Raw genomic sequence first — 23,443 nt, 5'->3', positions numbered from 1 at the left:
CTCAGTTATTAGCGTCCCACGTTTACTTTCACTACGTTTCCGGCTTCTAATCCGCTCACTCCACCGCCAACATATTTTATGGTGTAGGCACCGGCTTGCAGGGTGTAGTTGCGGGCTAGGTTAATGGTAGTGGTGGTGCTATCGTGCGCGGCCACGGTAAGGTAGGCTTCGGCAGGTGGCGGCATTATGCGGCGGGCCATGGCGCCTTTAAAAGGTGCTTCGGCGCCTTGGGCATTTTGTATGTCAAAGTATTTGCCCAGGCGAGGCTCAAACGGGGTTTCCCATTTGCAAAAACGCTTTGGCTCACTGCCATGGTTTATAACCGTAAACGTTAGCATCACCGAATCGGCAGATATAGCCTGCGCCGGCACATAAAGGCGCGTTTGCAGCTTGGCGGTGTCGGCACCGGCCGGTACATTGTCCTGTACGGCGGTAGTTTTATTTTTTTGAGTCTGGCAACCGGCAGCAAACAGTGCGGCCAGTGCTAACGTGGTAAATATTGGATGTTTCATAAATTCCTGAGTTCCCTTTAAATGTCCCCCGTGAAGGGGAAGGTTTTGAAGCCCAATTTTGATTAGTAAGCAAAAGTATATTTTTTGTTGATTACTGTTTCAACAATATAGTTGAGATGGGTTTGCGGGCCTATCGTTTAATGGAGGCCTATTTTTTAAAAAAATATAAGTCCTTTGTAGGGGTAAACGCCGGCAGGGTTGTCTCACCGGCAACATTGTGAAAATATTACCGAATTTTGCAGCAAATTAACCCGCACAACAGCGCTACCGAAATTGATTTCAGGCAAGAGGAAACCTTAAATAGCATTTACCTCGGGCAATATGCAGGCTTGCACCGGTATGCTTTTACTTTTATGCAGGACGCTGCCCTGGCCGAAGAAATGGTGCACCATGTATTTTTAAAACTGCTGGAGCGCGATACCCCGCTAGTTATTCACACATCATTAAAAAGCTACCTGTACCGGTCGGTTTACCATGAGTGCTTAAACAGCCTGAAACAGCAAAAACCAAGGCAAAATTTTAACACTGGTACCGCAGCCGAACCTGAGCATACCGAAACGCCCGCGGCCAAATTGCAATATACCGAGCTCGAAACGCAGGTACATGCGGCCATTGGCAATTTGCCCGAGCAGTGCCGCACCATCTTTCAGCTTAGCCGTTTTGAAGAGCTTAAATATCATGAAATAGCAACCCGGTTAGGCCTTTCCATCAAAACGGTGGAAACTCAGATGAGCCGCGCGCTTAAAAAACTCCGGATCAGCCTGGCTGACTACCTGCCTTTGCTGGCACCGGCTTTAACAAAATTATTCACCCTTTTAATACATCGCCATGATTGTTGATGATGATATACTGGTGAGTTACCTGTCGGGCAATTGTGCGCCCGAGGTGGCTGTACACCTTATGCAGTGGCGGCAGGCTCACCCTGACCACGAAAAGCAGTTTCAGGATTTTAAATTGATTTGGGAAACCAGCGGCCGCTTAAACTACACCGGCCCGGATGGTGCTGCCGCATCTTTACAGCGGCTAAAGCAAAAAGCCATCAAACAGCGCAGCAACCCAGCCAAAGGTAAAGTAAGGCAGTTGCAAAAAACCACGGTCTGGCTAATGGCGGCGGCATCTGTGTTGCTGTTTGCGGCTGTGGCCTGGTGGCTTGCCATGGGCAATAGCAGGCAACGGGTTGAAGTTATTACACATAACCACGTGCAAACCGATACCCTGCCCGATGGCTCGGTACTTACCCTTAACAAAAATACCGAACTGCAATTTGCCCGCAGGTTTAACGGCGTGCAGCGCAAGGTAGCACTTACCCGCGGCGAGGCATTTTTTAAGGTGAAACACCAAAGCCAAAGGCCATTTATCATCAGCGCCGGCAGTACTACGGTACAGGTGCTGGGTACGTCGTTTAACGTTAAAAATAACCATGGCCGGGTAGAGGTAATTGTAGAAAGCGGTATGGTAGCGGTAAAATTGGGTAGCCAAACGGTAATGCTTAAAACCGGCGAAAAGGCTGTAGTGCAGCCCGAAACGCACGTACTCAGCAAAACCGCCAACCCCGACCAGCTATACCAGTATTACCGCACCCGCGAATTTGTGGCAGTTAACACCCCACTCTGGCGAATGATAGAAGTACTAAACGAAGCTTACAGCAGCCGCATTGTTTTGGGCCGAAAAGAGCTGCGTAAGCTGCCACTTAATACCACGTTTAAAAACGAATCGCTTGATGATATTCTGTCCATTATTGCCCGCACGTTTAACTTAACGGTACTGCGTAAATCCAACCAAATTATACTACGTTAAACAACGTTTAATGATATTAACCTCTACTTTATACTTTTTTCGTAATCTACTTATAGTCAGTTTTATTTTGATAATATCGTTCTGTGCTAATGCGCAGGATACGGCCCAAACTAAAATAACGCTGCAGGTTAAAAATGCTAAACTGTTTGTAGTGCTGCAGGAGATGGAAAAGCAAGCCGGCATCTATTTTTCGTACGACGGGCGCCTTATTAACCGCGATAGCCTGGTAACTATAAACCTGACTAACCAGCCCTTAAACACGGCTTTGCAGGCTGTTTTTAGCAGCAGGTTTGAGTATCAGCAGCAGGGCCGCTACCTGGTTATTGCGCCGGCCATGCCCAGGCTTGCCTTTACCAATACGGATGTAGTTACCGATGGTAATTTAGTATCCGTAAGCGGCCTGGTAACTGATGAGCACAGCGGCGAACGGCTGATGTATGCCAGTGTTTACGATAAAGACCAGCTCGTGGCCACCCTAACCGACGAGCATGGCTACTTTAAACTCAGGCTGCGGCCAGGCGCCTCGGGTAGTATAGCGGTTACGGCCGGCAAAAGGCTTTACCACGACACTACCGTACACTTTTTACAGTCGGTGCTGGTAAATGCGCGTGCGGGTACGGCTGCCTACCTAACTGATAAAAGCCGCGGCAACCGTGTAGAGCGCACGGGTTTGGGCCAGGCTTTTATCTCTACCCGGCAAATGATACAAAGCATCAACATCCCCAACTTTTTTGCGAGCCGTCCGTTCCAGGTGTCGATCACGCCGGGGTTGAGTACGCATGGCATGTTTAGTCCGCAGGTAGTAAATCGCTTTTCGCTTAACCTGATAGGCGGCTATACAGCCGGCGTAAACGGCATAGAGGCCGGTGGTTTATTTAATATCAATAAGCGCGATTCGAGGTATTTACAGTTAGCAGGGGTATTTAATCTGGTGGGTGGCAATGCTTATGGCCTGCAACTGGCCGGGGTGCACAATCGTGCGCTCGATACGGTTAAAGGTGTGCAACTTTCGTTTTTTACCAACCAGGCCGAGCAGCAGTTATCCGGGCTTCAAATCAGCGCAATGCACAACCGTACCCGGTATTTAAAAGGCGTGCAGGTAGGCATTGTTAACGTGGCCGATACCTCAGAGGGGATGAGTATTGGTTTAGTTAACATAGTACGCAATGGTTTTTATAAACTCAGTTACTCGGCCAGTAACCTGGCCAATACCAACCTGGCACTAAAAACGGGTACGCACGGGTTTTACAGTAGTTTGCTTGTAGCGGCTAACCCATCCGTTCATCAAAAGTTTTACTCGTTTGGCATGGGCATCGGTCATGATTTTATGTTTACCCAGCGCATATACCTATCGGCCGAAGCCGACTACCAGTTTGCCTACACCGGTTTGTGGGACGACCGTTGGACACAGGGCAAGCTGTTACTTAATTACCAGCTTACTAAAAGCATCAGCGTGTTCGGCGGGACCACATTTAATAAATATTCGTACACGGGCAGCCAGCCCGGTTATCAAAGCCGGTTCGAGCTTATCAGAGATTATAAATATTACCTTTACCGGCGGCTGGGTAACCCGGTGCAGCATTGGACTGGGTGGGAACTGGGTATAGCTTTTAACTCGGTATTTAAACCAGCTGTTAAAAAGATCACCGATGTTTCTAAAACCTGGTACATAGGCGCTGCCGCTACGGCCGGCATAGGCTGGAATCAACCTTTCAGGTTGGTGAAAGGAGCTGATTTATTTTTACAACGCGACCTGGGCGAAAACCTGAGCGCAATACTCACCACCGGCTACACTTATTTCAGTGCCCCGCCAGTGCCGTATGTTTACCAATCGAACGACTTTGCGATATACGAAAAGCCGATGAGGATAGTACCGCTAAGGGCCGGTGTACGACTCAAAACCGGGAAAACATTTTACATTTCGGGCGAGGTTGGGCAAGCCTTTGGCAACGCCAGGCAAGGCATTGCTTTCTTCAACACAATCAATGCAAACACCGGTAACAGGTATTCGAATCCTTATCTGCGGCCTTACCGTGCTTGGAGCTACGCTGCCAGTGCCGGGTTTAGTTTTAGCAATGGGCTGGAGGCCGGTTTTAAGTTTGATGATTATGGCCTGCAAACGGAGTTTAAGCAATTTGCCCTGCGTTTAGGGTATCGTTTAAAACTAAACAAATAAATAATTAAGCCGCTTGTAAGGGTCTGCATCAGCATTACCGTCTTAGAAGCAAAAACAATATAATGCAGCTTAAATCTTTATTAATTACACTTTCTTCATGTTTATTAACGGCCGCTACAGCATCGGCCCAAAGTAGCTGGCACGTTGGCTTTGGCGTTAACGCCGGCCCGGCCACCGGCGAAGCTTTCAAATACACACTGGGCGGTGATATTCGTGCCGAAAAAATGTTTAGCAACCGGGTAACCGGTACGCTTTCGGCAGGCTTTACTCATTTTTTTGAGAAAGACCACTTTAGAAGTTACTCACAGTACGGCAGCCCTTATAATGTTATTCCGGTTAAGGCGGGGGTTAAATACTTTGCAGGCCGCCAGTTTTACTTGGCCGGCGAGCTAGGTGCAGGTTTTGCTTTCGAGCAGTGGGGTACCTCGTTTTTATGGTCGCCATCGGTTGGTTTTGCGTTTAACAATGGCTTAGACCTCAGCCTGCGGTACGAAGACTTTACCAAAAGCCCGGCTACCAAAGCGGTATCATTGCGCTTAGGTTACAACGTTGACGCCCGCAAGCTGGCCTTTCATGCTAAAAATGATGCAACTACCGGCTGGCAGTTAGAAATGGGTTTGCTGTATGGCCAAACCCTTACGGGCATACAGGGAGGCGTTTTAGGTGCCGAAGTTAGCTTGAACAAACACCTCGCCCGCAACCTCGAGGCCTTGGTAACTACGGGTTACAGCCATTACTTTACACAGAGCTATAGTTACTATTGGGGAGACATAAAAAGTCTTGGTGGTTCTATTAACTATGCGTCTAACGGCATAACTATCCGCAAGGCAGCCCAAAATATCATTCCGCTCAGAGCCGGGATCAGAGCCTATGCCGGTAACCGCCTTTATGCTGGTGCCGAAGCCGGTGCAGCCATCGGCATAAACGGGCCAACATCTGTGGTGCTGGCACCCTCGTTAGGGTTAAATTTCAACCACATAAATGTAAGCGCCCGTTACGATTACTTTAAAAGCGATTATCAGCCCGATGTATTATCGCTTAGACTGGGTTATAAGTTTAACCTATAAATTAAAACACACCTAACCTTAATCATGAATCGGGCAGCGCAATAGCGCTGTCCAATTATTTGGCTCGCTTGGCAGGGGGTAAATAACAGTAGTTTTTTTTGAGATAAGATAAAATAACCGTCAGTAAACTAACGCCTTATTGTTCGCGACGAGCTGATGAATTACAAGACCATAAATATTGCTGCACAAACAAGCGAACATCTTAAGCCGCTTTAAAACTATCCTTGAAGGCAATGGTCGTTAGGCCATTTTAATGTTAACGACTAATTGCTCAGTAAGGGATCCTTAACCGCGCAGGCTTATTTATGATCTATTGGGATAGTGATGAATGAAAGTATTGTGAATTAAAATGTATGCAGGTTTTTTATCAAGCCCTAATTGACCTATTACGCTCCCAAAGGTTTCGCCGGCTCATGGTCGTGCACGAATTTGCCCTTAGTGATTGCCACCTGGTTGCCCCAATCTGTAATGGCTTTAAGTAACGGGATGAGGGTTTGACCTAAAGCAGTTAGGGTATAAACTACTTTAATGGGTGGCTTTTCGCCATAAACACTTCTGGTTAACAGCCCGTCTTTTTCCAATTGTTTAAGTTGCAGGCTCAACGTCATTTCGGTAACGGCGGGCATTTCGCGGCGCAGTTGGTTGTACCGCTTAGGCCCATTTATCAGGTGATATAAAATAACAGCCTTCCATTTACCACCAATCAAATCCATCGTCAGGCTTACGGTGCAGGAGTAAATCTTGTCATTAAGTTGTACCTGGTCGCTTTGGCATTCTGTTTTCATGGGTATACTGCACCTATCCATTTGGATAGTTATTGTAAATTTAAGATGCTCAAGATATTTTTGCAACTATAATTTTTATAGTATGGCATTAATCATTTTAGCACATCCCAGTTTTAGTCAATCGCTAGCTAACCAAACCATTATTCAACAACTACAACAAAGCAGTCTCGATATCGAAGTAAGAGATATCCATAGTCTGTATCCCAATTACCAAATTGATGTGAAAGCCGAGCAGGAGGCACTGCTCAGGCATCAAACTGTCGTGTTTCAGTATCCGTTTTACTGGTACAACATGCCGGCAATTTTAAAGCTTTGGTTTGATACTGTTTTTACTTACCAGTTTGCTTATGGCTCGAAAGGAGATAAGCTAAAAGGAAAAAATTTTATACCCAGTTTTACCGTCGGCGCCCCCGAAAGTGAATATACCACTTTGGGTAACCATCATTTCAGGGTCGGTGAGTTTACCAAAAGTATGGAACAAACGGCCTATTACGCACAAATGAATTACATTGACCCCATTTACTTTCATGGCACCTCGCTGGCCGCAGGCTACACTGCCGAGGACGTAAAAAGCAAAGCCCGTACACACGCCCACCGGCTGATTGAAAAACTGGCCGCCTTGGCGTAATTTACCCTCCGTGCTGCAAACTTCGCTCTAAGCAAAGCAACGCTATATTAGTTAGAAATCCTCCCCAAAAGGGAGGACTCTGGTATCACTTAGCAACTTCTGCTCCCACTTTAGGGGGCTGGGGAGCTTCTAAAACAACTTCGTTATATTAAACATCACGTTCCGGGGTTCGCCGGGGAAGATGCGGGTGTAGTTGTAACCGGCAATCCAGTAGCGTTGATTAAAAATATTGTTAAAGTTGGCGGCCAGGCGCACTTTATTAAAGGTGTAGTATAAGGCAGCATCAGTAGTAGTGTAGGCGGGCAATTGCAGCGTGGTAATCTCGGTATTACGGCGCGATGCATGGTTGATGCCGCCGCCTATGCCCAAACCGCTCAGGGGGCCTTTAATTACGTTGTATTTAAGCCATACGTTGGCCAGGTGCTTGGGCGCGTTAGCACGCTGCATACCCAGCTCGGCCGGCAGGCCTTTTTTAACAATGGCTTCGTTGTATGAGTAGTTGGCATTTACCGACAGGTTAGGCAAAATGTTGCCAATGGCTTCGACCTCCAGACCCCTCGATTGTTCGCGGCCGCGCTGGCGGTACAGGTCGGGGTTAAGCGGGTCGTTGGCGTACACTAACACGTTGCGCTGGTTAATCTGGTACACGGCCAGGTTCAGAGCCAAGGCATCCTCAAACAGTCCGGCCTTGGCACCGGCCTCTACCATGTTGCTTTTTAACGGGTCGAACGGACCTCCACTATTGGGATTACTAAACACCGATGCACTTTGTGGCTGGTAGCCCTGGGTATAACTGCCGTAAAGGTTTACTTGCGGCGTTAAGCTGTACACCAATCCCGCCCGTGGTATCAGGGCGCGTTGGGTTACACTGGTTTGGCTACTTTGTTTATAGTCGGTATAATCGGTGTAAAACTCCTGTCTTAAACCAAATAAAATCTGCAAGTTACGGTAGGTAAGCTGGTCTTGTACGTAAACAGCATTAACGGCATATTTGCTTGGTGCGTAGTTGGTGGCCGTTAAAAAATAATTGCTGGTGTTGCGGATGGGGTACTGCACATTCTGCAAATCAAAGTGGGCTACATTGGGTACCGGGTTGCCCTTGGCATCCAGCAAATAAGCTGCCTTGTTAGCCGGATTATAACTGTTGATAACACCGTTGTTGGCAGCATTGCGGTAACCGCGCGCCACATTTTGGGTGCCGCCTACCGGGCGCAACTGGGCAATATAATCGTAACCCACCAATATGGTTTGCTTCAGCTGGCCTTTGCCGGCTTTAAAGGTGGCAAACAGGTTAAGATTGTCCGAAAACAGTTTTTGCATACGTTCCAACAACTGCATACCCACTTGGCTGGCTATTTCTTTGCCGGCACCATCTACCGCAAAGGCGTTGGTGGTGCGGTGCTCAGACAGGGCCTCGTCCCAGCCGTATTTCATATAGGTGGCGTTTACCGAAAAGTTGCTGGTAAAGGCATGGCTCAGGTTGAAGTTAAATTGCAGGTTGCGCACGTTGTAATAATCGTTGGCCGCATTAATGGCCAGGCTGATTGGGGTAGAATAAATATCACCATTAGCGCTGGCTCCGAAAATTGGCTGACCGCGGTCTATCCGGCTTTTGTTGTAGTTGTACACCAAATCAACGTTCAGGGCTGTTTTGGGCGATGGCAGGTAGGTAATGGAAGGTGCGATAAGATAATTATCACTAAACTGCAAATTACGGAAGCTTTCGGCATGGCTGTAGGCCGTATTGAGGCGAAACAGCACGCTGCTATCCTTCATCAGCGGACCGGTAAAATCGGCCGCGGCACGCATGGTGTTAAAGCTGCCGCTGGTTACGCTGATGCCGTAGCGTTTGGTGGGCAAAGGTTTTTTGGTTACGAAGTTGATGGTTCCGCCCGGCGCCGTATTGCCAAACAGGGCCGAGGCCGGGCCTTTAATAATTTCGATACGCTCCAGGTTGGCGGTTACGGGCTGGTCAAAAAAGCCGAAGGCCGAGCGTAGGCCGTTGATCAACCGCGGTTGGTTTTCGCCGCTGCGGAAGCCACGAATCACAATATCATTATAACCCGAATACCGGCTTACCCCGCTAATGAGTTTGGTGGCATCCCAGGCGCGGTCAATCTGCCGGTCGGCAATCAGCTCCTTGGTAATAATGCTTACCGACTGCGGGATGTCTTTTAAGTAAGTACCCGTTTTGGTAGCCCCAAACGTATAGTCACTTTTGTACGAAGTTCGGGAACGGCCAATAATCTCCACCTGTTGCAGGGCTTGCTGAGCCGCAGCCAGTGGGATGGTTACGGTGGTTGGCCTGCCCGCATTAATACGGGTTGCGTGGCGGTGGGTTTGGTAACCCACGCCGCTGCAAATAACGGCTACTTCGCCAGGCGCGACCGATGTAAAAAAGGCCTCGCCTTTATTGTTAGTAGAATTACTTTGGGTGGTGCCCTCAATAGTAACCGTCATGCCGGTGAGGGGGCGGGTTTGCTGGTCGGTTACGCGTACCAGCAAAGTGTTGTTGCCGTTCTGCGCGCATAAGGTAGCTGCTTCCAGCAGTAACAGTATTATCACTACGGCTGAAACTGTTATTTTTAATAATTTAGGAAACATAAATAATTATACGATAGTGTTTTGTGTGATTGGCGTTAAAGTTTTTAATTAAGATGACCGATGCTGAAAAGCTCATCAGTTTTATTGACCGGAGGTGTCGAAATCATGTACATAATTATCCCATCAACCGGCGATTGGACATCCATGATTTTGTTGCCAAAAAAGTTGGTAATGTAACCCAGCGTTGCGCCTTTTTTAACGAACTCGCCCGCCTTTAAACGGCTGTAAAAAAAGCCATCATAATTACTGTTGATGAAGGTGCGGTTACGGACGTAAAGCGGCGTTACTTTACCAAGTGTGCCGTTGGTGATTTTTAAATAATTAAGCGCGTTGTGGTAGGCGGTAACAACCTTGTTCACCATTTCGGGCTCGGCTATGCCGTAGCGCCCGCACTCGATGTCGGCTGCGGGTATGCCGCGCACTACAGCCTCGCGCGAGCAATACTTGGATGGCTCGGTTACGCCCGGCAGGTTATCAAACTGTATCACGTAATTAAACCCCAAAGCCGTGGCAAACCCGCGCGACTTTTTCGACAGCTCGGGCGTGGCGGTGTGGTTGTAATAACCGGCATAGGGTTTCAGGTCGTTATTAGCCTCGCCCGAATGGGCATCAATTACGTAATCGCAGCGGGCGATAATTTGGTTGGCAATGGTGTAGGCCATGCGCTCGGTAATGGTGCCGCTGGCCTTGCCCGGAAAGCTTCGGTTAAGGTTTTTGCCGTCCATTTGGTTCAGGGCAACACTGCGCTGCAAAAAGGCCGGTACGTTAGCCATATGTACCAAAATGAGGGTGCCGTTCATTTGGGCGGGGTCGAGGCTTTGAGCCAATTGCTGGGCGGCCACGATGGGCGGATATTCGAAACCATGTATTCCGGCTACAATGCCCAGCGCCTTGCCCGGCGCTTTGCCGTTAAACACCGTTACCGGGATAAAAGTGCTATTGTGCCCATCCGTTACCGGGATGCTGAACGACATTTTGGTGCCGGGCCTAACCGCTTTTTGCTGAAATTGGAATGGCTTGTTTTGTGCGTTAAGCAGCGTGCTGAAGCAAAGCAAAACGAGGAGAGGAGCAATTAATTTTGTCTGTATCATTACTTTAGTTCTGAAGTGGTAAAGCATTGTAAAATAACAGCAATGGCAAATATGACCACCGTGCTGACAAGCAGGGTGAGCATCGCCATATTGAAAGTATCAGCATCGGGCCGCGACTGGTAAACATGCCGTGGCTCGCCATCATAATCGGCATGAAGAAATGGCTTGTCACTAAATAAAAAGGGGTAGTAAAAGGCTTTAAGCCGATGGTGAAATTGCCAGGCGCTTTGTACAAAAGCTAAATGTGCTTGCAGGTCGGTACCCCCGGCAGCATTAAGCAAAACCTGCAAGGTGGCGGGGGCGCTTACCATGCTGAGTCGGTTAGCCAGCCCGGCCCTTGATTGCAGTTTGCTCAGGTAGGTATGGTACAAACTCTCTACCGAGCGGTCGCCCAGTTCCTGAAAGGCATAATACCATTTCCAGGCAAAGCGGTCGGTTACAGGGCTGGTGTTGCGGTACTGCGGGTAATGGGTAAAAAAGTGTTTAAGTGTTTCGTCTTTGGGCTTGTCCCACCCGCCATGCACCTCTTCGCGCTGTTTTAGGGTAAGTGCCAATCCTTCGGTAACCGGTTGCTGTACCTGCAACACTACATTGATGACGGCAGGTAAAATAATGGCGAGTAGCAGCCACACGCCTAACAGGCAAATGGCGTTAAAAGCCGAGCTTTTTTTAAGCACAATAAAGGCATAGCACACCCCAAACCAAAACAGGCTGTACAGCGTAGCAGCACCCAGCCAAACCAGTATGCGCCCATCAGGCTGTGCACTGGTAAACGCAATGCCGGCTGCAATCAGCAATACCACTAACAGCACTACCAGCCCAAACCTAAACAGTAGTTTGCCAAATAAAAAGGTAGAGAGTGATATGGGCTGCGAAAGCACCAGTGCAAGTGTGCCGCGTTCCTTTTCGGCCGAAAACAAATTAAAGCAGATGGCAATGATGAAAAGCGGTAGCAGAAAAACCAGCACAAAGGCCAGGTCAAAGCTACCGGTAGCCAGCTTATCAGGATTGGTATTCTCAGAACTGTACAACTGGTTTTGCACGGCCAGCAGGCGCAGCTTGAGGTAGTAGGGGTTAACATCGCGCTGGCCGATGGAGAGCGCCGCCCACGAGTCGGGCATGTGGCGGGCAAAGGTGGTATGGTAATAGCCAATATCCCCAGCATCGGCCGTGTTGGGATATTTGGTTTTCAGCTCCGCAATGTTATCCCGGTAAAGGGTATCTAAGTGTGCTATATTGGCGCGCTGGCGCTGTATTTCGGCATGGCCTGAGTAAATGCCGTAGCCGCCTGCCAGCAAAATAAGCAGGGCAAAAAGCAGCAGGCTTTTTTCGGTTTTAAAGTTGAGCCATTCGGCATACAACAGGGTTTTTAAAGCCTTTTTCATAAAGTAAAGTATCGGGTAATTAATTGGGTAAAAAAGAAGTACAGCAGCCCGCCCCACAGCAGCAGTGCCGCTACCGACACCCAATGCCGGCTCAAAGCCCACATTACTGATGGCTCCTGGTAAGTAAAGGCTGGGTAGCTTTTCCAGTGGCTGTTATCCAGCCGGGTTTCTTTGTCGTGGTAGTGCAATTGGGTAGCCTGCAATTGGTTAAGGTGCTGGGCCAGGCCGTAGCGGTAAGCTTCGGCAGCTTTTAAAAAGTGCACATAATGGGCCGCATCGGTACCTGCCAGCGCCATCGAAACATACCGGATGGCCAGGTAGGGGTTAAGTAAACCGGCCCACTCAGATACGCTGCTTTGCCGGTGATAGGTATCGGCCAGTTTATCAAACTCGCGCGCATATACCTTACTGCTGTACGCCTCGCCCTCGGCCATTACCAGTCCGTCAATATTAACGGGCAGCTGGCTCACCGAGTCTACATGGTATTTGGCTAGCAGGGTTTTGGTAAACTCAGCCGTGCGCTTGTCCTGCGGGTTGTGGCCGTTGATGCCGTGACTGGCTGCATGGTGTACGGTGGCATCCATTTCGGCTTTGGTAGGCGTTTGGTACAGCAGGCTGCCCCAGTTGGCGGTTACCTTGGGCATAATTACGCAGGCCGTAATCCAGATGCCCAGCAATAGCAGTAAGGCCGAACGCGAGTGCTGGTTTAGGGCTGATATCAGGATGCTACCCGCCAGAAATATGAAGAAATATACCAGGTAGGCTGCAAAAAACAGCAGCAGTCGCAGTAAAAAATCAGCATCAATACTCAGGCCGTTAGCCAGCAGCAAAAACAGCGAAGCAGCCAACAGGGCGGGCACAATGATGAGCGCCAGTGCCCACGCATAACCCTGCAATTTGGCCTGCGCAATTTGGGCTATGGTAAGGCCCTGGCTCAGCAGTACTTTGACAGTTTCCTGCTCTTTCTCTTGCGTAAAAGTGTTAAAGGTTAAAAAAATGATAAGCAGTGGAATGAGCCATTGCAGCACAAAGGCCACTGTCATCTCGCCAAAGCGCAACAACCCGCCCGACTGCTGCACGGCGCTGAAATTGGCGCTGTTTTGCTGGTGGGCCTCCAGGTAAACCATGGTGCCGGTGTAGGTATCTAAACCAAAATCGAAAAAGCTGAGCGACGATTTAGGTCTGAACGCATACGACCCGTAGTGCGCCATACGGTGCGGGTGGCGTGCGGGTTGGCTTTTAAAATTGTGGTCGGCGGCGTGCTGCGCCACGGCGCGCTCGGTCGATAGTTGGTTATAGCTCACCACGCCGCTCACGGCCGCTACCATCAGCAGCAAAACAGTGATGGCGCCTAACAGCATAAAGCGCTTATCGCGCCGGGCGGATACCAGTTCTTTTTGGGCTAATGTTTTAATCATGGCTTAGTCGTGCATGTAGTTGAGGTAAAGTTTTTCGAGCTGGTGGGCATCCATTTCGTTCGATGAAAGCTGGTGCACCAGCTCGCCGGCTTTCATAATACCGATGCGCGAGCTCACCTCGCGAGCCCTGAAAATGTCGTGCGTAGCCATAAAAACGGCCGTACCTTCGGCACTCAGTTGCAGCAGCAATTCCGAAAACTCGTTGCTGGCTTTGGGGTCCAAGCCCGACGTAGGCTCATCTAATAGCAACACCTTAGCCCGTTTGGCCAGCGCCGCAGCAATGCCCACCTTTTGGCGCATACCCTTAGAGTAGGCTCCCGTGCGCTTGTGAATGGCCTCAGCTGGCAAACCCGAGCGCATTAAAAACCCGTTCAATCTGTCGGCATCATAATCAAACCCGGCCAGCGAGCTCAGCAACGACAGGTTCTCAAAACCGCTCAAATTAGGGTAAAGCACCACCTGCTCGGGTATGTAGGCGAGGTGCCGTTTAATCTCGACCGGGTTTTTGGCCACCTCCAGGTTGTTGATGAGCGCCATGCCGCCGGTGGGCGCAATAAAACCCAGAAACAGGTTGATGGTGGTAGATTTACCCGCGCCGTTGGGGCCTAACAGGCTATAAATTTCGCCGGGTTGCAGTTGCAGGTTAAGCGGCTTTAGCGCCTGCTTATCCTGGTAGTTTTTGCTTAGATTTTTTGCTTCTAATACAAACGCCATAAAAAGGATGGATTAAATAAAAATATCAGACAATGCAGCAACGCGGCCAAAAGCCGGTGCCGGTGTTAAAATGGAGACGTAAAAGAGAGGTACAGAAAACATCAGGCGGCACTGCAAACGCAGCGAGGCCTAAACACGTCAGCATCAGTCCGAAAAACAACGGACTACGCTTTAAAAAATCAATAAATTGTAAATGCTGAAGATGTACTATACCACGGCAACGGCAGGAGGGCCCTTGTTAGTCCAGGTATGTACACAAGCCGTGAAGATGCTTTGCGCATAATTAACCGATAAAACTACCGGCTGGGGAGCAAAGTAAAGGCAGGCAAAAGATTGGAATACTGGCAGGTAAGAAGCTTGCGAATGATGGTGGTAATCGCACAAATGACATTTGCCCGTATCTTTTGAAAAGTGCAGCTGTTTAGCAGTATGTTTAGCAACTACCTGCGTAGCAAAGGAGCTGCCCTTATGTACGTGCAAACCCTGCGCCGCCTGCAGTGTGGTAAACACCAGCAGCAGGCACCAGGCCAAAAAACGATATGCACGGTTAGTTAAAGGCATCCTATTCCGGCGGCAAAGGTGCGGTTTATCCGTGGTAATGTCAAGAGCTTGGGTTGGTAAAGGGAGGAAAAGATATACTTTTAGATGGCCATTGAAAAATGAACATAATTACTGTTCATTAAAAGAGTTTGTGAAAATCTGTCTGATAAAATCTGAAAGACCTCAGAATTCACAACAAAACAAAAGCCCATACTTACTTGTCAGTTTATCGGTGCATCGAAAGTAATTGCGTTGCATTTTTAAACATGCAAATGCCTCCAATAAGTTTAACTCTGCCGTTAAGTTTACATAGCAGATACTTTGTACAGTAATGAACGCTCCTGAACATATTCCGTCATTTGACATCATTATTATTGGTGCCGGATGTGCAGGACTGCAATTGCTTTATCAGTTTTCGCAGCGTAAAGATTGGTCAGGTTTAAAGGTGCTGCTTGTTGACGATGGTGCAGCAAAGCAACGTTCCTGGTGCTTTTGGTCTTCAGAGCAACACCCCTTGCAGCACTTGGTCACTAAAACCTGGCATCAATTATCATTTAGTTCGGCGGCGTTTTCCAAAACTCAAACTATCGGCCCGTACGGTTACCATTATATTCCGGGCGACGTGTTTTTTGAGTACTTCAGTCGGGAGTTTATTCCAGCACACCATAACATCACGCAGGTAAGTGGTAGGGTCAACCAAATACAGCCAAACAATGGTAGCTATTTAATTAAAACTGATGATTATGTGGCCTGGGGAAAAACCTGTTTCAGCAGTATTCCGGCAAATAAAGGGCAGGCTGATGAACTGAAACAGCATTTTAAAGGATGGTATATTGAGGCAGACCATGAAGTTTTTGATACAAGTACGGCAAGCCTGATGGATTACTCCGTACAATTGTATCAGGATGTGCATTTCATATACGTGTTGCCCTTTAGCAAAACGCATGCACTCATCGAAGCTACTTTTTTTTCGTCTAAAATTGCTGAAGATGAGGTGTATGACGAGTTAATCAGCAACTACATGCAATACACTTACGCTGGCGTAAACTTCGTAGTAACATCTGCCGAGAAAGGGTGTATACCCATGAGCCGGCAAACGTTTAAGCGGTTTGGACAGGCCGGTGAGGTGTTGATTGGCCAAGCCGCGGGTATGGTTAAAGCCAGTACAGGATATACATTTAATCGCATCACACAAGATAGTATATGGCTGGCGCGTAACCTGAATATCAGCCTGCCCAATGCACAAACAGGTACCGGGGGGCGGTTTAGGTTTTATGACAGGTTGCTGTTAAACATCATCCGTAAAAAGCCGCAGCTGGTTGCCGGTATTTTTACCCGTTTATTTAGGTATAACTCATCTGCCCGGGTATTGCGCTTTTTAGACGAAAGGACTAAACCCATACATGAATTTGCCATATTTTGGTCGTTACCCTGGTTGCCTTTCATCAAAGAAACTATAAAGTATATAATTGACAATGACGGATAAACGCAGCGCCTGTCAGTCCCCATCGGTCAGGCTGATTTGGTTTACGGTTGGTACCGGCTTTTTATTGATGACTTGGCATAACGTTATTAATCCTTTGAGTTTGCCTGTTCAATTAGCTGTTTTAGTAGCTTCTTTGCTGCTTACAGGCATTCCGCACGGTGCGCTCGACCATCTGGTGCAAAAAGAACAAGCCAGGCGCGTTAAGCGGTCTTTTTATATACTGGGATTTTTGGCCCGGTACCTCATCATCATGCTGGTGTATGCCGTGGCATGGTATATTTTGCCGCAACTTAGTCTAACTCTTTTTTTGCTAACGTCGGCCTGGCATTTTGCTGAAACCGATATTACAAACCTGTCGCAAACAAAAGTTTGGAGTGTCATACTGCGTTTAATTTATGGTATTGCATTGCTGGGGTGGATTTTGTTTTCTCATTTGGCGGCAGTAAATCCGATATTGCTGCAACTGGTGAATGGCCAGGGTTTATTTTATAGCTGCTGGTTAGCGGTAACTGCACAGGCCCAATGGCTGCTGCCGGTATTAGGGCTTATAATAACTGGTATTTTAGTGGCCGACAAACGGCAATCACCTGACTGTCGCCAATACTGGCTACTCGGGCAACTGCTTTTTATATTGCTCTGCAGCTATACCTTACCGCTGTTATTGGCATTTGCGCTTTATTTTGCCGGATGGCATTCGCTCAATACGCTGCTTAACATTAAAGGGTTTATTACTCACCAATCTGCGGTAAGTAATAAACCCTTGTTTAAACTGTGGTTAAAAGCCCTGCCCTTTACACTGTTGGCTATTAGTGGGCTGGTGCTTGCCGGTTATTTTTTTAAACACTATATGCCGGTAATTCATCCCCTACCGCTGTTGTTTGTGTTTTTGTCGCTCATCACCATGCCTCACACCGAGGTAATGCATGGTTTAAACAAATCGTTGCGTGCTTAATCTACCAGGTGGGTATTCATGGTAGCATCCTCAGCAACACGGCGCTCCAGTGCTTTTTTGGCTGCCAGGTAAACTACCACACCGGCACCTACTTTGTTAATCACATCAAAGATGCTGAATGCAATGTGTATGTAGTTGGTGTTGATGCCGTTTACTACAGTTAGAACATAACCAATAGGGTAAACACCCCAAGTGGTTACCGTCGATAGTGCAATCCACTGGTAGGCGGTACGCTCTTCGGGCTGTACAGTATCTTTGAAGCGTTTCCATAAATTCCATAAAATAACAGGAATAATGAGGTAGCCAAGAGTAGATATGGCCCCCCAGATAAGTTTCTGGGTAACCATAATGTGGCCATCGGCAGTAAGTTGCTGCTCGCCTATGTAACCGGTAAAAACCATAAAAAGGTCGGCAAACAGTAGCCAAAAAATAGCGCTTTTGGCTTGGCTGGGCTGTATTTTAAGCATGCTCACGGCTTTTAACAGTAACAGTGGGGTAGTGATCGACCAATCAATATACCTTAACTGGCCAATGGCATTATATGAATTATTTAGCAATTCTTCGCGCTTGGCCGGATCGGTAAGGTGCGATAGTTCGCGTAGCATCTCGTGATAAAAGTGCGCGATAAATAAGTAAGAGATGCCGGCTACAGCTGCAATAATTGCTGTTAGATACCGGGATGTACGATGTTCAGGTGCCACGGCCGACTTGCCAAGCCAGCAAAAAATCACATTTCCTAAAAAGGCGTAAGCCGCAAAAATCAGGAAAAAGTAAGTAATCATAGACGACAGCCCGACCGTGTTGGCCGTTGGCAGAAATGAATCGGAGAAATGCATATTCAAAGTATTTAGTGTTGGGATATTAATCACTTTTTCATAAGAATGTTTTTTTATTTACAAAAGAGCTTATATTTTAATTTATAATTAAAATATAAGGAAAAATAAGTCTTTAGCTTATTGACAAATGAGAGTCATTGACTATTGTTGCGCAGTGGTTAAAGAATAATTAGCAGGTAAATTCTTCTTGGTTGTAGGATTAAAAAGTTTTATTCATGCAGTTTATGACCGGTGTTGTTACTAATTTATCTTAAATTACTGCAGTTGTGGTAAGTGGGAATCTACCAACCTGATGTTAAATGACGAATTTTTGGTTAATTAAACCGCTGCTTGAATGTTTAACAAAACTTGCTTAATCACCAACTTTTCTATCGTATATGCGAATGAAATCAGCAATCATTTATTTTATTACCATAACTTGTCAGGCAAAGCTTTGGATAATCTAAAAATGAAAACGAATATATTAATAGTATGTACGCTTGCTCTTTTTGTCGCCACAAGCTTTAAAGCACAGGGTCAAGTTGTCGATACCTTAATCAACAACGGTAGTTACCATACGCATTTTCGTATTGTTAAAGGTAAAGGTGTTCCTATTCTGTTTGAGTCGGGCGGCGGTGATGACGGGAGTGTCTGGAATGCATTGCTGATTGATCTGCACAAAAAACTTAAGGCACCATTAATTACTTATGACCGTGCAGGCTTCGGAAAAAGCAGCTTAGATACCAGCAAAACAGATATCGTTAGCGAAGTACATATGCTTGAAACCGGTTTGAAAAGGTTAGGGTTTAATGGTCGGTTTTTTTTAGTTGCTCATTCGCTCGGCGGAAGTTATGCTATGGTGTTCGCAGCTCGAAATCCAAATAAAGTAGCAGGAGGGATTTTTATCGATATCAATACACCCTGTTTCATGACAGCGGAAAAATCGAAAGAAATTATGCTTTTATATCAGGCCCAACTCAAAACCTTCAAAAAAGAACGACCAGGCTTATACCATCTGCTTAACAATTACGGCACAACAAACCAAAAAGCAGCCGAAGCCGCCAAACAAATCAAAATGCCTCTTACCATAATCGGTTCAGATCATCCTCCCTATAAAGGCACAGATAGCCTGAGCTGGAAAAGCTGTTTAAAAAGTTTCGCTGCAGAACGTCCTAACCGAAGATATGTACTGGCTAAAAATTCGGGGCATTATGTATTTCTGCATTCGCCCAAATTGGTTGTACGGGAGATTGTAGAGTTGTACCATAAGGTTAATCGCCAGTAAAAAAACATTTTAATCTCTTAGCATTTGAATGTTTGCCGTTAAGATTTACGTTGTTCATCGCCATGCTAAAGCTGTTTCATCTCTTTAAATAAATATCCCTGCTATTGTGCTTGTCTTAAAACGCGGTAACCCACCCAATAGAAACGCATTCTCATCAGCCAAAGGTTTGCAGCGTATTGCGTTTGCGGATGGCCTCGTGGGTTGGTGGAATGAGGTATTGTTGCAGCATGGTGGCAGCGTTTAATTGTACCTCATCAACTACCGGGCTAAAGCTTTGCTGGTATTGGTTAAAGGCTGCGGCATGATTGTCGGGGTGTTGGGCCAGCGCATCGGCCAGGGCAGCGGCCCCAATGATGGCCAGCGAACCACCAATGCCGGCCGCCGGCGATGCACAATAGGCGGCGTCGCCTACCAAGGCAACCCTGCCTTTGGTCCAGTACGGCATCCTGACCTGGCTAAACTGGTCAAAATAGGCGGTTTCTGCCCGACTGATCTCTTGTAGTAACTCGGGCGTACGCCAGCCTTCGGTGGCAAAATGTTGTTCGATGATATGGCGTTGCTGGTTGGTGTTGCGATAATCATAATCTAAGAGCTGCGCCGAGTAAAAGCAAAAACAGATGTCGGTTTTGCCGTTGTAGGCATTTAGCATCACCACTTTGCCCGGCACGTTATACATTTGTGCCGTGCCTTGCGGAATCAGCAGCTTAGGTACAATGGTAATCGAAAAGTAATGGTTTAAAAAATGGGTATAATCAGCCTCAGGTCCAAACCAGATCTTGCGCACGCCCGAGTGCGAGCCGTCGGCACCCAGAACTAACTGAAATGTTTGTGAAGGATAATTCCTGAAACTGACTTCCACCTCTTCCGGGTTTTCTTGCAAACGGGTAATGCGGTCGCCAAATATGAAGGTGATATCTTCTTTTAAGGCGCCCGTCAGAAGTTGTAAAAGCTTACCGCGCTCAATTTCAACTTCTTCATCAGCGTCAGCCGCATCAACGGGTAGTTGGCCAACGGTTGTATCGCCGGCATCTTTAAACTCCCATTTTTCAAGCTTAAGCGCACTGGCATTCAGGGCCTGATAAATACCTATGCGCTTAGCCACTTCAAGCGCTTCGGTAGTCAGATTTACGGCCGAACCTTGGATGCGTAGCTGGTCGGCCTGTTCTACAACGGTTACGCGGTAACCTAATTGCTGCATCAGGCAGGCAGCGGTAAGCCCGGCTATACTGGCGCCGGATATGAGTACGGATTTAGATTCTGGCGAGGACATGTTTAATATAGTCTTGATTAAATCGACCATACAAAACTGCATAAAGTCGTTGCTTCAGGATAGAACAAATGCGACAAAATCGTGATGCGCGGTTAGCTTATGGCGCTTAATTTTACGCGCAAAAGCGGCAACCGTAACACCGGCATAGCGTTTAAACTCACGGCCCAGGTGTGATTGGTCGGCGTAGCCCAATTGCTGAGCCAGGGCAGCAATCGGAGTTTCGGGGTCGGTCCATAACTGGTCGCGCACCTGCTCAAAGCGGATGAGTCCGGACACATCCTTTACGGTTTGTCCGGCTGCGCGTTTAAACTGGCGCTCCAGTGTGCGTAGGGTAGTGTGGGCTGCCTCGGCCACATGCCTGACCGGAAGGGTACCATTGCCCTGCCGCATGGCCTGCCCGGCTTTGCTAAGTGCATTGGGCGAGTGCACCGCATAGCAGTCGGCGTTAAAAAATTGTTGTACACGTGCTAAAGCTTCGGCAATTTGCCCTGACACAACAAGGGCTTCGAGCGGCGAGTGCAGCCGGGCAATAACATGTTCAAATACATGAACACCGCCCTGGTTTGACGAAATGCCCAGCAGGTCGAATACCGCCCAGGGGTAGCATCTGATGCCGATAACCTCCATGTGGTTGTCGGCGCGCAGGTACATGGGTTTACGGAGCAGGCCGGTTAAAAATGGTGACGGTAAGGCCATAGGGCCGTTGTCGGCAATGAGGTAGCAAGGACTACCAAAGTAAAAAATGATTTCGGCAAAACCATCCGGCAATATCTCGAAACCGGCAGGCGGCAGTTGCGCAAAGTCGACGCTCAAATACCAGAAACTTTCTATGGCATGCCTTAAATTTTCCGCCGGTTTAATATCCAGGTGCCGCATAGGTTAAAGGTAAGCGGTTTTTGTGATTTTGATTGATGATTGGATGCAATAAATGAGCGTTTGGTTTTAAGTGATAAGATGTCGAATGTGTATAGTTGAAACTTAATTTTTTACAATACACAAGTCTTCATCTAACGAGCAAACCCATCAAACTTTTCTTTATACAAATCCATCAAACATCATCTTGTAAATCACTAACTTCATCATCACCATTTTAAACCTAAAAACTGTTAGCTACATCATGAAACCAGCGTTTATCATCTTATTGTTGTGTTATTCTGTATTGGTTCAGGCGCAAGCCCAAATTAACCTGCCGCTTAAGCACAAGCTGGACAGCATTTACGTACTCGACCAAAAATACCGGGCGGCGCTAACGGCTTTAAACAGTGGTGGTAAGGCAGACTCTATTGCTGCTTTGTTTAACCGGCCCGCTAAAGGTTTGCAATGGTTTCTAATATCCGATATGCCGCGGGTGGATTCGTTGAATATGCTCAAAATTCGGTCTGTTATCAAAATCTACGGTTACCCCGGCAAAAGTTTGGTGGGCGAGCTCACTAACGAGGTAGCCTGGAACGTCATTCAGCACTCACCGCATATTAAGGAATATATCAGGATGGTGGAGAAGGCGGCAAAACACAAAGAAATTCCGTTTACGCTATACGCCAAGATGCAGGACCGCCTGCTGGTAGAAGAAGGTAAAGAGCAAATTTACGGAACACAGATTCAGGGACTAAGTATCACCAACAAAAACACCGGCAAGCAGGAAATGCATATGTTTGTCTGGCCTATTTACGATGCCTCAAAGGTAAACGCGCTCCGGAAAAAAGCTGGTTTTGACCAATCGATTGAGGCTTACGCCAAAACTTTTGGTGTAACCTATCTACGCATGTCTTTAGCAGAGGTGGAGGCGTTGAGAAAATGATAATGCGTTGGTTTAGCTTACAAGATAAATAGTTGATTTCCAGTAGATATTTCAAATCAATCAACAAAGCCGTCCCGTTAACACTATCCAGCAAAAAAACCCAACGTACAGCAACCCTGCGGCAAGAAAAGCTGTAAACACTTTACCGAAGCCTGATAGCACAAAGGGCTTAAAGCCCGAGTTGGGCAATGCTTTAAATAAAAAATGTAATGCGAGGTAAATTACAGTGCATAAGATGATGGAAACGGATAGGCCAAGCACGTATTCTCTTTTTATTATTCCACAAGTTATCAAATTCCAGCGTTTTTCGCAAATCACCCGCTCATAGGTCGCAAACCGGCCTCACAGCCTCAGCGAGGTTTACAGATATTTGTAATATTAAATCAGGTAACCGATAGTAAAATTATAAATCATGCGAAAATTAAAATTACAGATGCAAATTACCGTCGACGGTTTTGTGGCAGGGCCCGAAGGCGAGTTAGACTGGATGTGGACCGGTGGCCAGCACGATGACGCTATGTTTAACCAGATCTTAGATATAGCCGACAGCTGTGATATTATTTTGTTAGGCGGCAACATGACGCCCGGTTTTATCGCTCATTGGGAAAACGTGGTAGACCATCAGCCCGATAGCGTAGAGCAGCCATTGGCCCAACGGATGGTGAACATGAAAAAAATAGTCTTCAGCCGCAATCAATCGGGTATTACCGGTCGCAATTTGCAAACCGAAAGCGGTGACCTGGCTACTGCCATCCATCAACTCAAAGCGCAACCGGGGAAAGATTTGCTGGTTTATGGCGGAGCACAATTTGTTAACTCGCTCATCAACCTTAACCTGATTGATGAGTACTACCTGTTTACTAATCCCATTGCCATAGGGGAGGGCATGCGCATTTTTAACTCCCGAAAACCTCTCCGGCTCAATGGTTCGATCGCTTATCAGAATGGTAAAATATTGAATAAATATGTAGCCGTGCCTCCCCAAAACTCTAATGAGTGAGCTTTTAATTCTACTAATAAATAGCTCCACTTTGCAAACTCGTAAACGCTAATCAGAAGAGCGCAAAGGCCCGCTGTTGCGCCCGGGCCAGCGGGGGCCTTGTGCGGGTGTGAGGTGATC

The 23,443-nt window shown here is 47.3% G+C and carries 21 protein-coding genes; 10 read left to right on the top strand and 11 right to left on the bottom strand.

Going from position 1 to position 23,443, the window contains the following annotated elements; genetic code table 11:
* Positions 1-8: 8 nt before the first annotated feature.
* The gene (locus tag AAGR14_RS13905; protein ID WP_342644828.1) at positions 9-512 is read right to left on the bottom strand and encodes a hypothetical protein; all 504 of its coding nucleotides are present in this window, start codon (positions 510-512) and stop codon (positions 9-11) included.
* Positions 513-748: 236 nt separating this feature from the next.
* Here AAGR14_RS13905 and AAGR14_RS13900 point away from each other — a divergent pair, with 236 nt between their 5' ends.
* The 4 genes from AAGR14_RS13900 (at position 749) to AAGR14_RS13885 (ending at position 5,552) form a co-directional block, all read left to right on the top strand.
* Complete coding sequence (locus AAGR14_RS13900; protein ID WP_342644827.1) at positions 749-1,351, top strand: RNA polymerase sigma-70 factor; 603 nt, start codon at positions 749-751, stop codon at positions 1,349-1,351.
* Positions 1,341-2,309, top strand: coding sequence for a FecR domain-containing protein (locus AAGR14_RS13895; protein WP_342644826.1), 969 nt, complete (start codon positions 1,341-1,343; stop codon positions 2,307-2,309). Before AAGR14_RS13900 ends, AAGR14_RS13895 begins: the two co-directional genes overlap by 11 nt.
* A gap of 67 nt (positions 2,310-2,376) precedes the next feature.
* Entirely contained in the window at positions 2,377-4,485 is a 2,109-nt protein-coding gene (locus AAGR14_RS13890) for an STN and carboxypeptidase regulatory-like domain-containing protein (RefSeq protein ID WP_342644825.1), read from the top strand.
* 62 nt (positions 4,486-4,547) lie between these two features.
* A complete protein-coding gene (locus tag AAGR14_RS13885) occupies positions 4,548-5,552 on the top strand; it encodes a hypothetical protein (protein WP_342644824.1) in 1,005 nt (334 codons plus the stop codon).
* A gap of 386 nt (positions 5,553-5,938) precedes the next feature.
* On the opposite strand, the gene AAGR14_RS13880 is transcribed toward AAGR14_RS13885, so the two are convergent.
* On the bottom strand, positions 5,939-6,337 hold the full coding sequence (locus tag AAGR14_RS13880) for a helix-turn-helix domain-containing protein (protein ID WP_342644823.1): 399 nt from the start codon (positions 6,335-6,337) through the stop codon (positions 5,939-5,941).
* Between the two features lie 82 nt (positions 6,338-6,419).
* Here AAGR14_RS13880 and AAGR14_RS13875 point away from each other — a divergent pair, with 82 nt between their 5' ends.
* Entirely contained in the window at positions 6,420-6,965 is a 546-nt protein-coding gene (locus AAGR14_RS13875) for an NAD(P)H-dependent oxidoreductase (protein WP_342644822.1), read from the top strand.
* A gap of 129 nt (positions 6,966-7,094) precedes the next feature.
* Here the strand turns inward: AAGR14_RS13875 and AAGR14_RS13870 are convergent, their stop codons facing one another.
* From AAGR14_RS13870 to AAGR14_RS13845, 6 genes are all read right to left on the bottom strand, one after another.
* On the bottom strand, positions 7,095-9,569 hold the full coding sequence (locus AAGR14_RS13870; RefSeq protein ID WP_342644821.1) for a TonB-dependent receptor: 2,475 nt from the start codon (positions 9,567-9,569) through the stop codon (positions 7,095-7,097).
* Between the two features lie 44 nt (positions 9,570-9,613).
* On the bottom strand, positions 9,614-10,660 hold the full coding sequence (locus AAGR14_RS13865; RefSeq protein ID WP_342644820.1) for a M14 family metallopeptidase: 1,047 nt from the start codon (positions 10,658-10,660) through the stop codon (positions 9,614-9,616).
* Positions 10,660-12,045: a DUF3526 domain-containing protein gene (locus tag AAGR14_RS13860; protein WP_342644819.1), complete on the bottom strand. Its 1,386-nt coding sequence runs from the start codon at positions 12,043-12,045 to the stop codon at positions 10,660-10,662. Before AAGR14_RS13860 ends, AAGR14_RS13865 begins: the two co-directional genes overlap by 1 nt.
* Entirely contained in the window at positions 12,042-13,463 is a 1,422-nt protein-coding gene (locus AAGR14_RS13855; protein ID WP_342644818.1) for a DUF3526 domain-containing protein, read from the bottom strand. The genes AAGR14_RS13860 and AAGR14_RS13855 overlap by 4 nt, the downstream gene beginning before the upstream one ends.
* Before the next feature lie 3 nt (positions 13,464-13,466).
* Positions 13,467-14,177 carry an ATP-binding cassette domain-containing protein gene (locus AAGR14_RS13850; protein WP_342644817.1) on the bottom strand — a complete coding sequence of 237 codons (711 nt, stop codon included), beginning with the start codon at positions 14,175-14,177 and terminating at the stop codon, positions 13,467-13,469.
* Positions 14,178-14,384: 207 nt separating this feature from the next.
* Positions 14,385-14,738 (bottom strand): hypothetical protein, encoded by a 354-nt coding sequence (locus AAGR14_RS13845; protein WP_342644816.1) that lies wholly within the window; start codon positions 14,736-14,738, stop codon positions 14,385-14,387.
* 310 nt (positions 14,739-15,048) lie between these two features.
* Here AAGR14_RS13845 and AAGR14_RS13840 point away from each other — a divergent pair, with 310 nt between their 5' ends.
* Complete coding sequence (locus AAGR14_RS13840) at positions 15,049-16,203, top strand: lycopene cyclase family protein (RefSeq protein WP_342644815.1); 1,155 nt, start codon at positions 15,049-15,051, stop codon at positions 16,201-16,203.
* A complete protein-coding gene (locus AAGR14_RS13835; protein ID WP_342644814.1) occupies positions 16,193-17,155 on the top strand; it encodes a Brp/Blh family beta-carotene 15,15'-dioxygenase in 963 nt (320 codons plus the stop codon). Before AAGR14_RS13840 ends, AAGR14_RS13835 begins: the two co-directional genes overlap by 11 nt.
* On the opposite strand, the gene AAGR14_RS13830 is transcribed toward AAGR14_RS13835, so the two are convergent.
* Positions 17,152-17,991 (bottom strand): bacteriorhodopsin, encoded by an 840-nt coding sequence (locus tag AAGR14_RS13830; RefSeq protein WP_342644813.1) that lies wholly within the window; start codon positions 17,989-17,991, stop codon positions 17,152-17,154. The genes AAGR14_RS13835 and AAGR14_RS13830 overlap by 4 nt on opposite strands.
* A 334-nt stretch (positions 17,992-18,325) precedes the next feature.
* Between AAGR14_RS13830 and AAGR14_RS13825 the strand changes: the two genes are divergently transcribed.
* Positions 18,326-19,255, top strand: a complete 930-nt coding sequence (locus AAGR14_RS13825) for an alpha/beta hydrolase (RefSeq protein WP_342644812.1) — start codon at positions 18,326-18,328, stop codon at positions 19,253-19,255.
* A 154-nt stretch (positions 19,256-19,409) separates the two neighbouring features.
* Here AAGR14_RS13825 and AAGR14_RS13820 read toward each other — a convergent pair whose 3' ends face one another.
* Positions 19,410-20,525 carry an FAD-dependent monooxygenase gene (locus AAGR14_RS13820; RefSeq protein ID WP_342644811.1) on the bottom strand — a complete coding sequence of 372 codons (1,116 nt, stop codon included), beginning with the start codon at positions 20,523-20,525 and terminating at the stop codon, positions 19,410-19,412.
* A gap of 54 nt (positions 20,526-20,579) precedes the next feature.
* Positions 20,580-21,401 carry a helix-turn-helix domain-containing protein gene (locus AAGR14_RS13815; protein WP_342644810.1) on the bottom strand — a complete coding sequence of 274 codons (822 nt, stop codon included), beginning with the start codon at positions 21,399-21,401 and terminating at the stop codon, positions 20,580-20,582.
* A gap of 241 nt (positions 21,402-21,642) precedes the next feature.
* Between AAGR14_RS13815 and AAGR14_RS13810 the strand changes: the two genes are divergently transcribed.
* Complete coding sequence (locus AAGR14_RS13810; protein ID WP_342644809.1) at positions 21,643-22,323, top strand: DUF6624 domain-containing protein; 681 nt, start codon at positions 21,643-21,645, stop codon at positions 22,321-22,323.
* A gap of 412 nt (positions 22,324-22,735) precedes the next feature.
* Positions 22,736-23,323 carry a dihydrofolate reductase family protein gene (locus tag AAGR14_RS13805; RefSeq protein WP_342644808.1) on the top strand — a complete coding sequence of 196 codons (588 nt, stop codon included), beginning with the start codon at positions 22,736-22,738 and terminating at the stop codon, positions 23,321-23,323.
* The last annotated feature ends 120 nt before the right edge of the window (positions 23,324-23,443 follow it).

The sequence above is a fragment of the Mucilaginibacter sp. CSA2-8R genome (assembly GCF_038806765.1).
In the GTDB taxonomy this organism is placed as follows: Bacteria; Bacteroidota; Bacteroidia; order Sphingobacteriales; family Sphingobacteriaceae; genus Mucilaginibacter.
The sequence above is the reverse complement of the archived record's forward strand: the minus strand, read 5'-3'. Positions and strand labels throughout refer to the sequence as shown.

Excerpts from the sequence above, each read along its gene's own strand:
- AAGR14_RS13825 (WP_342644812.1), top strand. The coding sequence starts at position 18,326 with ATGTTTAACAAAACTTGCTTAATCACCAACTTTTCTATCGTATATGCG.
- AAGR14_RS13815 (WP_342644810.1), bottom strand. The coding sequence starts at position 21,401 with ATGCGGCACCTGGATATTAAACCGGCGGAAAATTTAAGGCATGCCATA.
- AAGR14_RS13885 (WP_342644824.1), top strand. The coding sequence starts at position 4,548 with ATGCAGCTTAAATCTTTATTAATTACACTTTCTTCATGTTTATTAACG.
- AAGR14_RS13845 (WP_342644816.1), bottom strand. The coding sequence starts at position 14,738 with ATGCCTTTAACTAACCGTGCATATCGTTTTTTGGCCTGGTGCCTGCTG.
- AAGR14_RS13835 (WP_342644814.1), top strand. The coding sequence starts at position 16,193 with ATGACGGATAAACGCAGCGCCTGTCAGTCCCCATCGGTCAGGCTGATT.
- AAGR14_RS13830 (WP_342644813.1), bottom strand. The coding sequence starts at position 17,991 with ATGCATTTCTCCGATTCATTTCTGCCAACGGCCAACACGGTCGGGCTG.
- AAGR14_RS13820 (WP_342644811.1), bottom strand. The coding sequence starts at position 20,525 with ATGTCCTCGCCAGAATCTAAATCCGTACTCATATCCGGCGCCAGTATA.
- AAGR14_RS13810 (WP_342644809.1), top strand. The coding sequence starts at position 21,643 with ATGAAACCAGCGTTTATCATCTTATTGTTGTGTTATTCTGTATTGGTT.
- AAGR14_RS13805 (WP_342644808.1), top strand. The coding sequence starts at position 22,736 with ATGCGAAAATTAAAATTACAGATGCAAATTACCGTCGACGGTTTTGTG.
- AAGR14_RS13905 (WP_342644828.1), bottom strand. The coding sequence starts at position 512 with ATGAAACATCCAATATTTACCACGTTAGCACTGGCCGCACTGTTTGCT.
- AAGR14_RS13855 (WP_342644818.1), bottom strand. The coding sequence starts at position 13,463 with ATGATTAAAACATTAGCCCAAAAAGAACTGGTATCCGCCCGGCGCGAT.
- AAGR14_RS13865 (WP_342644820.1), bottom strand. The coding sequence starts at position 10,660 with ATGATACAGACAAAATTAATTGCTCCTCTCCTCGTTTTGCTTTGCTTC.
- AAGR14_RS13860 (WP_342644819.1), bottom strand. The coding sequence starts at position 12,045 with ATGAAAAAGGCTTTAAAAACCCTGTTGTATGCCGAATGGCTCAACTTT.
- AAGR14_RS13880 (WP_342644823.1), bottom strand. The coding sequence starts at position 6,337 with ATGAAAACAGAATGCCAAAGCGACCAGGTACAACTTAATGACAAGATT.
- AAGR14_RS13895 (WP_342644826.1), top strand. The coding sequence starts at position 1,341 with ATGATTGTTGATGATGATATACTGGTGAGTTACCTGTCGGGCAATTGT.
- AAGR14_RS13850 (WP_342644817.1), bottom strand. The coding sequence starts at position 14,177 with ATGGCGTTTGTATTAGAAGCAAAAAATCTAAGCAAAAACTACCAGGAT.
- AAGR14_RS13875 (WP_342644822.1), top strand. The coding sequence starts at position 6,420 with ATGGCATTAATCATTTTAGCACATCCCAGTTTTAGTCAATCGCTAGCT.
- AAGR14_RS13870 (WP_342644821.1), bottom strand. The coding sequence starts at position 9,569 with ATGTTTCCTAAATTATTAAAAATAACAGTTTCAGCCGTAGTGATAATA.
- AAGR14_RS13840 (WP_342644815.1), top strand. The coding sequence starts at position 15,049 with ATGAACGCTCCTGAACATATTCCGTCATTTGACATCATTATTATTGGT.